General features: G+C 54.5%; 11 protein-coding genes. 5 read left to right on the top strand and 6 right to left on the bottom strand.

Annotated elements, in window-relative coordinates; all coding sequences use genetic code 11:
- The first annotated feature begins 8 nt into the window (after positions 1–8).
- A complete protein-coding gene (locus tag PUP35_RS12685) occupies positions 9–572 on the top strand; it encodes a hypothetical protein (RefSeq protein WP_274239912.1) in 564 nt (187 codons plus the stop codon).
- A gap of 113 nt (positions 573–685) precedes the next feature.
- Positions 686–1,111 (top strand): tetratricopeptide repeat protein, encoded by a 426-nt coding sequence (locus tag PUP35_RS12680; protein ID WP_045405000.1) that lies wholly within the window; start codon positions 686–688, stop codon positions 1,109–1,111.
- Positions 1,112–1,172: 61 nt separating this feature from the next.
- Here the strand turns inward: PUP35_RS12680 and ychF are convergent, their stop codons facing one another.
- Complete coding sequence (gene ychF / locus PUP35_RS12675; RefSeq protein WP_003856650.1) at positions 1,173–2,267, bottom strand: redox-regulated ATPase YchF; 1,095 nt, start codon at positions 2,265–2,267, stop codon at positions 1,173–1,175.
- Between the two features lie 126 nt (positions 2,268–2,393).
- Positions 2,394–2,978, bottom strand: a complete 585-nt coding sequence (gene pth, locus PUP35_RS12670) for an aminoacyl-tRNA hydrolase (protein WP_023336005.1) — start codon at positions 2,976–2,978, stop codon at positions 2,394–2,396.
- 274 nt (positions 2,979–3,252) lie between these two features.
- On the opposite strand from pth, the gene ychH reads away from it, so the two are divergent.
- A complete protein-coding gene (ychH, locus tag PUP35_RS12665) occupies positions 3,253–3,528 on the top strand; it encodes a stress-induced protein YchH (RefSeq protein ID WP_111965910.1) in 276 nt (91 codons plus the stop codon).
- Positions 3,529–3,649: 121 nt separating this feature from the next.
- Entirely contained in the window at positions 3,650–4,708 is a 1,059-nt protein-coding gene (locus PUP35_RS12660) for a MerR family transcriptional regulator (RefSeq protein ID WP_115875495.1), read from the top strand.
- Here the strand turns inward: PUP35_RS12660 and dauA are convergent.
- The 4 genes from dauA to lolB form a co-directional block, all read right to left on the bottom strand.
- Positions 4,694–6,373, bottom strand: a complete 1,680-nt coding sequence (gene dauA / locus PUP35_RS12655) for a C4-dicarboxylic acid transporter DauA (protein WP_274239906.1) — start codon at positions 6,371–6,373, stop codon at positions 4,694–4,696. The genes PUP35_RS12660 and dauA overlap by 15 nt on opposite strands.
- A 124-nt stretch (positions 6,374–6,497) precedes the next feature.
- Complete coding sequence (gene prs, locus PUP35_RS12650; protein WP_003856663.1) at positions 6,498–7,445, bottom strand: ribose-phosphate diphosphokinase; 948 nt, start codon at positions 7,443–7,445, stop codon at positions 6,498–6,500.
- Between the two features lie 125 nt (positions 7,446–7,570).
- Entirely contained in the window at positions 7,571–8,440 is an 870-nt protein-coding gene (gene ispE, locus PUP35_RS12645; RefSeq protein ID WP_274239904.1) for a 4-(cytidine 5'-diphospho)-2-C-methyl-D-erythritol kinase, read from the bottom strand.
- Entirely contained in the window at positions 8,437–9,048 is a 612-nt protein-coding gene (gene lolB / locus PUP35_RS12640; protein WP_047651182.1) for a lipoprotein insertase outer membrane protein LolB, read from the bottom strand. Before lolB ends, ispE begins: the two co-directional genes overlap by 4 nt.
- A gap of 201 nt (positions 9,049–9,249) precedes the next feature.
- On the opposite strand from lolB, the gene hemA reads away from it, so the two are divergent.
- On the top strand, positions 9,250–10,506 hold the full coding sequence (hemA, locus tag PUP35_RS12635; RefSeq protein ID WP_024907067.1) for a glutamyl-tRNA reductase: 1,257 nt from the start codon (positions 9,250–9,252) through the stop codon (positions 10,504–10,506).
- Positions 10,507–10,525: the final 19 nt, after the last annotated feature.

Genomic DNA, 10,525 nt, shown 5'->3' with positions numbered 1-10,525 from the left:
GGGGAAATATGAACATAAAAAATGCAGTCCAAGACTTTGTTAGCAAATTCAAAATGAATGATTTAAATATGGGAGAGATAGACTATACAGACGATGAAAATGAAACTTCTTTTCCAGTGAGTTTAAATGGCGAAATTCGTTTTTTTTATAGCCATTTGATTTTAAATGACCACCCAACATTTGATGGTACTTTCTTTATACAGATTGTTGAGCCCCAAGAGCTTAATGAAATGTTATCAGGCTGGCGAGTTCAAAATGACACGGCCTGGCGCGATGAATATATAATCTTTGCTGAAAGAAATGGAGATGTTCTTTTTTGTGATACCCAAAATATTACATCTCCTGTTTATGGTAGTATTCAAAAAAGAAATTTCATTATTTCCAATTCGTTAGCCGACTTTTTGGATGCTTTTTGTTCTGCCATTGAGATAGAACAAAGTAAATATGATGGTGATGCTACAGATGATGATTTTAATTTCAGAGAGGACTTTCTGGAAGATATCGATTTAATGCTAAAAAGCAAGCTTAAGGATGTTGAGGCAGAAGCTTTTAAATATTTCTTTTTTGGTTAGTAACAATAAAAACTTACTCTTTTAGAGACCTCCATGCTTCTGAAGGCATTTATTGCTTATATCCCTTTTATATAGGCAAGGCGGTCTCTTTTCGAATGATAATGAATAAATATATGAAAAACGTATGCTATAAATTCGATGAAAAAAGAGTTACATCTCTTGTAGAAAAAGGAAACGAGTTTCACGACAACCAAAAATACGCCGAAGCTTTAGAGCAATACCAAAAAGCCTGGCAAGCTCTTCCTGAGCCAAAGTTTGAATCGGAATTTGCTAACTGGATCGCTGCGTGCATGTACAGCGCTTACTTTGATCTTGAGGATTACGATGAGGCGAAGAAATGGGGAGAGACGACTTTGCGCACACGTGGATCGGATATAGACACCGCACCATCAATCGACCTCGGCATGGTCTGTTACGAGTTGAATCAATTCGATGAAGCATATAAATATTTCAACGATGCTTATAACTACGGCAAAGAGCGTGCGTTTCAGGATAGACCTAAAAAATACCTTGAGTTCTATCTGCGCAAGAAGGCGTAAAATCGGTAATTTATGAAAAAAAATCCACGCCAAAGCGTGGATTTTTTTCATTCAAAACAACTCAAACGTTAAACAAGAAGTTCATCACATCGCCATCTTTAACGATGTAATCTTTCCCTTCTGCACGCATCTTGCCTGCTTCTTTCGCGCCTTGCTCACCCTTGTAGGTGATAAAGTCTTCAAACGCGATAGTCTGCGCACGAATAAAGCCTTTCTCGAAGTCGGTATGGATTTTACCGGCCGCCTGAGGCGCAGTCGCACCCACAGGGATGGTCCAGGCACGCACTTCCTTCACGCCAGCGGTGAAGTAGGTCTGCAGGTTCAGCAGCTCATAGCCTGCGCGGATCACGCGGTTCAGGCCCGGCTCTTCCAGACCCAGCTCGGCCATGAACTCTTCACGGTCGGCATCGTCCAGCTCGGCGATGTCGGATTCAACGGCAGCGCACACGGCAACAACCACAGAACCTTCCGCCGCGGCGATTTCACGCACTTTGTCGAGGTAAGGGTTGTTCTCGAAACCGTCTTCGTTAACGTTGGCGATGTACATGGTTGGCTTCAGGGTCAGGAAGCTCAGGTATTTGATCGCCGCTTTGTCTTCGTCAGTCAGGTTTTTCAGCGCGCGCAGCATGCCGGCGTTTTCCAGCTGTGGCAGACATTTTTCCAGCGCAGCCAGTTCCGCTTTCGCGTCCTTGTCGCCGCCTTTGGCTTTCTTCTGCACGCGGTGAATCGCGCGTTCGCAGGTGTCGAGGTCAGAGAGCGCCAGCTCGGTGTTGATAACGTCGATGTCGTCAGCCGGATCCACTTTGTTGTTTACGTGGATGATGTTGTCGTTCTCGAAGCAGCGCACAACGTGGCCGATCGCTTCGGTTTCACGAATGTTGGTCAGGAACTGGTTACCCAGGCCTTCACCTTTGGATGCGCCTTTTACCAGGCCCGCGATGTCCACGAATTCCATGGTGGTTGGCAGAATGCGCTGCGGCTTCACGATTTCCGCGAGCTGGTCCAGACGCGGGTCCGGCATTGGCACAACGCCGGTGTTCGGTTCGATGGTACAGAACGGGAAGTTCGCCGCTTCGATACCCGCTTTGGTAAGCGCGTTAAACAGGGTGGATTTGCCCACGTTTGGCAGACCGACGATACCGCATTTGAATCCCATTTCTAAATCACCTTAATATCTTGATAATCAATCCGTTAGTCATAACCGATTGATGAAAAGTAAATAACTACGCCTATTATACACGTAACCCGCATGACGCGCGGTAAAAAAGCCGTATCGGGCGGATTATTGCGCTTTAAAAGCGTGCAAGCGGTTTGTCGCTTTGGTTAAGCCGTCTTTCAGCCAGATTTCAGTGCAGCGCGCCGCTTCGTCTACCGCCTCGTCAATCAGTTTCTGTTCGGAAACCGGGGGCTTACCGAGCACGAAACCGACAACTTTGTTTTTATCGCCCGGATGGCCGATTCCCACGCGCAAACGGTGGAAATTCGGGTTATTGCCCAGCTTGCTGATGATGTCTTTAAGACCGTTGTGACCGCCGTGGCCGCCGCCAAGCTTGAATTTCGCCACGCCAGGGGGGAGATCCAGCTCATCGTGGGCGACCAGAATTTCATCCGGATTGATGCGATAAAACGTTGCCATCGCCGCCACGGCTTTACCGCTCAGGTTCATAAACGTGGTGGGTACCAACAGGCGAACGTCCGCGCCTGCAAGGTTGATACGTGAGGTATACCCGAAGAATTTAGGTTCTTCACGCAGGGGAGCACGTAACCGCTCGGCCAGCAGATCGACGTACCATGCACCGGCATTATGGCGGGTAGCCGCATATTCTGCGCCCGGGTTGGCGAGGCCGACAATCAGTTTAATCGTCACGATTCAATTCCTAATGGGTTCCAGATCTGGCGCGTAGTTTACTGTCTGGCGCGCCGCTTGACAAAATTCTGCGATCGTCGCAGCGAAATACGAATAATTACTTGTTTGAACCATTAGAATTTCAAGCTGTTCAAAGTCTTATTTGTAAACTTTTGTTTGGGAGTTATCTGTAATTGTGATCATTCACGCAACTCATAAAAGGGGCGTTGTCTATACTTTACACACAAGGATTAGGGGCTTTTCCCCTGACAACCCAAAGTTCCGGAGGTGACACATGAAACGCAAAAACGCTTCGTTACTCGGTAACGTGCTGATGGGGTTGGGGCTGTTCGTGATGGTAGGCGGCGTGGGTTATTCCATTTTGAACCAGTTGCCGCAGCTTGATCTCCCGCAATACTTCGCCCATGGCGCGATACTGAGCATCTTCCTCGGTGCGGTATTGTGGCTCGCCGGGGCGCGCATGAGCGGACATGAGGAAGTGTGCGATAAATACTGGTGGGTGCGCCACTACGACAAACGCTGTCGTCGCGACCAGCATAAGCACAGCTAGTGCTGCGATAAAGAACACCGAAACGGCTCCCGAGGGAGTCGTTTTTTTTTGCATCAGGGGTTGACCCTCACGTAACGTAAGGCTCCAGAGTGGCGCCACTGGCAAAGAAAAAGGAGCAGTTATGTTGATTCAGGTGGGTGAGCTGGCGAAACGTGCCGGGATCACCGTGCGGACATTGCACCACTATGAGCAAACAGGGTTGTTGCTGCCTTCTGCCAGAAGCGCGGCAGGTTACCGGCTTTACAACCTGGCGGATGTCCAGCGTCTGCACATGATCCAGGCGCTGGCAAAAGCGGGGCTGGAACTTGCTGAAATCAGGGATTTCCTGGAGCAGGAGTCGCTGTCGTTAACTGAGTTACTCGATGCGCAAATCACGCTGCTGGATAAACAGCTGCGCAGCATACATACGCTGCGCGACCGGCTGGTGGAGCTGCGAGCCGGGCTTCTCGACGATGCGACGCCTGATCTGGAATCCTGGCTACAGACTCTGGAGTTAATGAATATGTACGATCGCTGGTTTAGCAAAGAAGAGTTACAGCAGCTGCCGTTTGCGGTGCAGAAGGATGCGCTGGCGGCTATCTGGTCAGGGCTGGTTGCAGAGGCCAACACGCTGCTGGAGCAGCGCATACCCGCTACGGACGCGCGGGCGATGGATCTGGCGACGCGCTGGATGGAACGCCTGGAGCAAGACACGGCGGGCAAGCCGGAGTTTCTCACCCGGCTGAACGAGATGCACAGCGTTGAACCGCAGATGCAGGCGCAGACCGGCATCACGCCGGAGATGACCGATTACATTACGCGGGCGTTTGCCGAGTCGAAGCTGATTATCTGGGAGAAATATCTTTCTGCCGAGGAGATGGCCTTTACCCGGAAGCACTATTTTGACCGTATGATGGAGTGGCCGCCGCTGGTGGCGAAACTGCATCAGGCGCAGCGGGAAAATATCGATCCTGCCTCGGAGGAGGCGCAAAAGCTGGCTGAAAACTGGCTGGCATTGTTCCAGTCTTACGCGGGCACCAGCCCGGAAACTCAGCAAAAGTTTCGCGCCGCCATGCAGCAGGAGCCGCACCTGATGAAAGGAACCTGGATGACGCCTGCCGTGCTTGCATGGCTCCAGCAGGCGATCGGAGTGATGATGCAGAGACGTTTCTCTGCATCAGATAACTCACATATCCGCTAGCGCGGCTTCACGGTTAGGATAGAAGGAGAGTCGGCCAGGGATAGGCTGGACACCCGCACGGGCCATGGTGCGCAGGGGCTGGAACTCCAGATTACTCACCCGCAGCTCGCAGCCTTCCGGCAGACGTGTCACAAAGCGCTGGAAGGCATCCAGACCGCCGGCATCCAGCACCGGTACGGCATCCCATTTCAGCACCACAACCCGTTTGCCCGCGATGCGGGACTCAAGATCGCTGAACAGACCTTCCGCTGCGGCGAAGAACAGCGGGCCAATCACGCGCAGCACCAGCACGTCGTCAGGCACCTCGACGTTAACCGGGGAAAGGCGCGTCATCTGCGCGATACGGCGCATAAACAGCAGGGAAGCAAGCACGATCCCGACGCTGATGGCAATAACCATATCGAACAGCACGGTCAGCGACATGCAGATCAGCATCACGATGATGTCGTCTTTCGGCGCGCGGCGCAGCAGGTTCACGACCTTATGCGCCTCGCTCATGTTCCATGCCACCATCAGCAGCAGGGCGGCCATGGCGGACAGCGGTAGCCAGGAGAGCAGCGGGGCGAGGATCAGCAGGGCAAGGATCACCAGCACGGAGTGGATAACCGCCGAAACAGGTGACGTTGCACCCGCGCGCACGTTGGCCGCAGAGCGGGCGATGGCCGCCGTTGCGGTAATACCGCCAAAGAACGGCGCGACGAGGTTCCCCAAACCCTGACCGACCAGTTCGCTGTTAGCTTTGTGCTTGGTGCCGGTCATGCCGTCCAGAACGACGGCGCAGAGCAGGGATTCAATCGCTCCCAGCATCGCCATCGAGAACGCGGCGGGAAGCAGGGCGCGCAGGGAATCCCAGCTTAGGGTAAAGCTGGAGCCGGGCATGTCCCACGGCAGCACCAGCTGCGGTAGCAGTTGCGGAATGCCGCTACCCTGTGAACCGTCCGCCAGAACATAGTGGAACTGCGAGCCGATAGTCGCGACGTGACCACCGGACATATTGACGATGGCCATCACCACGCAGCCCAGCAGCAGCGCGGGCAGGTGACCCGGCAGACGGATCCCCAGACGAGGCCAGACGATCAGCGTGCCCAGCGTCACAATCCCGATGGCGGCGTCGCCCAGGTTAGCAGTCGGCAGCGCCATAAACAGCGCCCCCACTTTTTGCAGGTAGTGCTCCGGTACGTGGGGCATCTGCAGGCCGAGGAAATCCTTAATCTGCATGGTTCCGATGGTGATACCAATCCCCGAGGTAAACCCCAGCGTCACGGAAAGGGGAATGTACTCTATCAGGCGACCAAAGCGAGCCAGGCCAAACAGAATCAAAAAGACGCCGGACATCAGGGTGGCGACCAGCAGGCCTGCCAGACCAAACTGCTGCGAAACCGGGTAGAGGATCACCACAAAGGCGGCAGTCGGGCCGGAGACGCTGAAGCGCGAGCCGCCCGTCAGGGCAATGACGATCCCGGCAACGGCCGAGGTGTACAGACCGTACTGCGGCGCAACGCCGCTGCCAATTGCCAGCGCCATCGCCAGCGGGATGGCGATAATGCCGACGGTGATCCCGGCAATCAGGTCACGGACAAAGCGTGACGAGGTGTACTTCTCTTTCCAGCAGGCGTCGATGAGGGCGCGAAAGGGCAGAACATGTGAGGAGGCTACGTTTTTCACAATTATCTATCATCCGTATGCGCATCATCTGTCATATGAATGGCAGGTGAAGGAGGCATTAATCATACAAATAAAACCCGGAGACAAAAAAACCCGCCGCAGCGGGTTTTTCGGCCGTGTTCGATTAGTGTTCGAACATTGCAGAGATGGATTCTTCGTTGCTGATACGACGAATCGCTTCGGCCAGCATCCCGGACAGGGTCAGGGTACGCACGTTTGGCAGTGCCTTGATCTCGTCGCTCAGTGGGATGGTATCGCATACTACAACTTCGTCAATGACGGAGTTGCGCAGGTTGTTTACCGCATTACCGGAGAAGATCGGGTGAGTCGCGTACGCGAACACGCGCTTGGCACCACGCTCTTTCAGCGCTTCAGCTGCTTTACACAGCGTACCGCCGGTATCGATCATGTCGTCGACCAGCACGCAGTCGCGGCCAGCCACGTCACCGATGATGTGCATCACCTGAGAAACGTTAGCGCGCGGACGACGTTTGTCGATGATCGCCATGTCGGTATCATTCAGCAGCTTAGCGATAGCACGGGCACGTACCACGCCGCCGATGTCCGGAGAAACCACGATTGGGTTATCCAGGTTCAGCTGCAGCATGTCTTCCAGCAGGATTGGGCTGCCGAATACGTTATCAACCGGGACGTCGAAGAAGCCCTGGATCTGCTCAGCGTGCAGGTCAACGGTCAGTACGCGGTCAACGCCGACGCTTGACAGGAAGTCAGCGACAACTTTAGCGGTAATTGGCACACGCGCGGAACGGACGCGACGGTCCTGACGTGCATAGCCGAAGTAAGGGATTACAGCAGTGATACGGCCTGCGGAAGCGCGACGCAGAGCGTCGACCATAACAACCAGTTCCATCAGGTTGTCGTTCGTTGGAGCACAGGTGGACTGGATGATGAAAATATCACCACCGCGTACATTTTCGTTAATTTGTACGCTGACTTCGCCGTCGCTAAAGCGACCTACGGCGGCGTCGCCGAGGGAAGTGTACAGGCGGTTGGCAATACGTTGTGCTAGTTCCGGGGTGGCGTTACCAGCAAAAAGCTTCATATCAGGCACGAGAAGAACCTCAGGCATGCGTCCAGTGGTGGATAGCGTTCGCCGTAAACTGTGCGGGCCAGGCAAAGGCTATCCAGGCGGTGTATTAAAGAGCGTGATGCAACGTCTGGAACAGGGTGACGTTGTCACCGAAACTCAGTCTGCGCCAGAATGGCCTGCTGTAGGGGGGAGGTGTTCATCCCACGTGCTACAAAACCATGCAGCCAAACCGGCGCTTGCTCAAGCACCTGACGAGCGGCGGATTCGGTGTCAAATTCAGCAAAGACACAGGCTCCTGTACCAGTCAGGCGCGACGGCGCGTATTCTAACAGCCAGGAAAGCACCGCATCAACCTCGCGAAAACGTTTTCTTGCGATATCCTCGCAATCGTTGCTGAATTCACAATTTAATAACGTTTCTATTGACCGAACCGGGGTATTCCTTTTCAGGTCAGGATCTTTAAAGATGACCGGGGTCGGAATGCTTACGCCAGGATGGGCAACCAGGTACCATTTTTCCGGCGGTTCTACAGGGGAGAGGATTTCCCCCACGCCTTCGGCAAAAGCCGCATGACCGCGCACAAATACCGGGACATCAGCCCCCAGCGTCAAGCCCAGTGCTGCCAGTTCATCCTTCGACAGCCCGCAGCCCCAGAGATGGTTCAGCGCAACCAGCACGGTGGCGGCGTTGGATGAGCCACCGCCCAGACCGCCGCCCATCGGCAGACGTTTCTCGATACGAATATCCGCGCCGCTTCCCGCAGGCAGGCGACCCGATTCCGCTGCGGCTTTCATCAGCAGACGCGCTGCGCGCACAATCAGGTTGTCCTCATGCGCTACGCCCTCGACCGGGGTCAGGAGGCAAATCTGCCCGTCCTGGCGCTGTTCAATGGAGATCGTGTCGCCATAGTCAATAAACTGAAACAGCGTCTGCAGCGTGTGATAGCCATCAGCGCGCTGGCCGGTAATGTATAAAAACAGGTTTAGCTTTGCCGGAGAGGGCCATTGGGTCATCATTTAACGATCCAGTTGTCCATTTTCAGCTTGATGCGCTGGCTTCCCTGAGTCAGTTCCATATTCGATGGCAGCGACGGTTTACTCTTACTGTCATAGGCGCTGTACACCACTTTCCAGGTTTTGCCGTTCTGGGTGTAGTTCACCTGGCTCAGACGGTACTGGTCGTCCAGGGTGTAGTCGGTGGCGTCACCCGGCAGGCCCAGGATCCACTGGCGCAGGCTGTTGAGCGGGATAGGCATCCCGGTCAGCTTGCCAATCATCTCTTCGGCATCGGTCGCGGTATAGTGCTGGCCTTTGTTATCGGTGATCTGCGCTTCGCCAGGTTTGGCGATAAGCTCCAGCTCGGTGCTGCCCAGCGGGTTCAGCAGCAGAAGGCGGTAGTTGTCCTGCCCCGTCTGCTGCCAGAAGAAGCGGGCATAAACCTTTTGCTCGTCAGAAAGATAAGCGAAGGCACCGCGGGTTTGGTACTGGTTCAAATTACGGACGTCCTGCTGGTGCTGACGCCACTGAGGCGAGTCAGGGCTTTTGCCCGGGCCTTTTGGTTGGGTGACGGTACAGGCGGTCAGAACCAGTGCTGCCAGCGGCAGCAGGCGAATCAGTCGGGTCATAATCAGGACAAATCCTTGAGATACGTTGCAGTTATGAATGTTAATGCTAGCGTCGAAGGGGGCTACCGTCTACGTTCAAATTATCTCAAAGCGCTGTGTAACCTATTACTCCGAAAGGGGGCTGTCTCTTTTATTGATCTCGCGCATCCTGTATGATGCGTTCTGCTAACCTTATTAACGCTGGTACTACTCCCGCTCAACATGACCCTATTAGCACTCGGTATCAACCACAAAACAGCCCCGGTTTCGCTGCGAGAACGCGTAACGTTTTCGCCGGATACGCTTGACCTGGCGCTGGACAGCCTGCTTGCACAGCCGATGGTGCAGGGTGGCGTGGTGCTCTCGACGTGCAACCGTACCGAGCTCTATTTAAGCGTGGAAGAGCAGGACAACCTGCACGAAGCGCTGATCCGCTGGCTATGCGACTACCACAATCTCAACGAAGACGAGCTGCGCAACAGCCTGTACTGGCATCAGGATAACGATGCCGTCAGCCATCTGATGCGCGTGGCCAGCGGTCTGGATTCGCTGGTGCTGGGCGAGCCGCAAATTCTCGGTCAGGTGAAAAAAGCGTTTGCCGATTCACAAAAAGGGCATCTGAAGGCCAGCGAACTGGAGCGCATGTTCCAGAAGTCGTTCTCCGTGGCGAAGCGTGTGCGAACCGAAACCGACATTGGTGCCAGTGCGGTTTCCGTTGCTTTCGCGGCCTGCACCCTTGCGCGCCAAATCTTTGAATCCCTTTCTACCGTCACCGTGATGCTGGTGGGCGCGGGCGAAACCATCGAACTTGTGGCGCGCCATCTGCGCGAGCATAAAGTGAAAAAGATGATCATCGCTAACCGCACCCGCGAACGCGCGCAGGTGCTGGCGGATGAAGTGGGGGCAGAGGTGGTTGCCCTGAGCGACATCGATGAACGCCTGAAAGAGGCGGACATTATCATCAGCTCTACCGCCAGCCCGCTGCCGATTATCGGAAAAGGGATGGTGGAGCGTGCGCTGAAGTCCCGTCGCAATCAGCCAATGCTGCTGGTGGATATCGCCGTCCCGCGCGATGTTGAACCGGAAGTGGGCAAGCTGCCTAACGCCTACCTCTACAGCGTGGATGACCTGCAAAGCATCATTTCGCACAACCTTGCCCAGCGTAAAGCGGCGGCGGTTCAGGCGGAAACCATCGTTGAGCAGGAAACCAGTGAGTTTATGGCCTGGCTGCGCGCGCAAAGCGTCAGCGAGACCATCCGCGAGTATCGCGGACAGGCGGAGCAGGTGCGTGACGACCTGACTGCCAAAGCGTTAGCGGCCCTTGAACAGGGCGGTGACGCGCACGCAATTATGCAGGATCTGGCGTGGAAACTGACCAACCGCCTTATCCATGCACCAACCAAATCTCTTCAGCAGGCCGCCCGTGACGGGGATGATGAACGCCTGACTATTCTGCGCAACAGCCTCGGGCTGGAATAGCGCCCTATACCCATTTTCT

The sequence above is a fragment of the Enterobacter sp. S-33 genome (assembly GCF_028735835.1).
GTDB classification, from domain to species: domain Bacteria; phylum Pseudomonadota; class Gammaproteobacteria; order Enterobacterales; family Enterobacteriaceae; genus Enterobacter; species Enterobacter vonholyi.
Note: the sequence above shows the minus strand (reverse complement) of the source record. Positions and strands in the feature narration are given on the sequence as shown.

What these genes read in the sequence shown, in the direction of transcription:
- PUP35_RS12685 (WP_274239912.1), top strand. Translation starts at nt 9, where the DNA reads ATGAACATAAAAAATGCAGTCCAAGACTTTGTTAGCAAATTCAAAATG.
- PUP35_RS12680 (WP_045405000.1), top strand. Translation starts at nt 686, where the DNA reads ATGAAAAACGTATGCTATAAATTCGATGAAAAAAGAGTTACATCTCTT.
- ychF (WP_003856650.1), bottom strand. Translation starts at nt 2,267, where the DNA reads ATGGGATTCAAATGCGGTATCGTCGGTCTGCCAAACGTGGGCAAATCC.
- ychH (WP_111965910.1), top strand. Translation starts at nt 3,253, where the DNA reads ATGAAACGCAAAAACGCTTCGTTACTCGGTAACGTGCTGATGGGGTTG.
- PUP35_RS12660 (WP_115875495.1), top strand. Translation starts at nt 3,650, where the DNA reads ATGTTGATTCAGGTGGGTGAGCTGGCGAAACGTGCCGGGATCACCGTG.
- ispE (WP_274239904.1), bottom strand. Translation starts at nt 8,440, where the DNA reads ATGATGACCCAATGGCCCTCTCCGGCAAAGCTAAACCTGTTTTTATAC.
- lolB (WP_047651182.1), bottom strand. Translation starts at nt 9,048, where the DNA reads ATGACCCGACTGATTCGCCTGCTGCCGCTGGCAGCACTGGTTCTGACC.
- hemA (WP_024907067.1), top strand. Translation starts at nt 9,250, where the DNA reads ATGACCCTATTAGCACTCGGTATCAACCACAAAACAGCCCCGGTTTCG.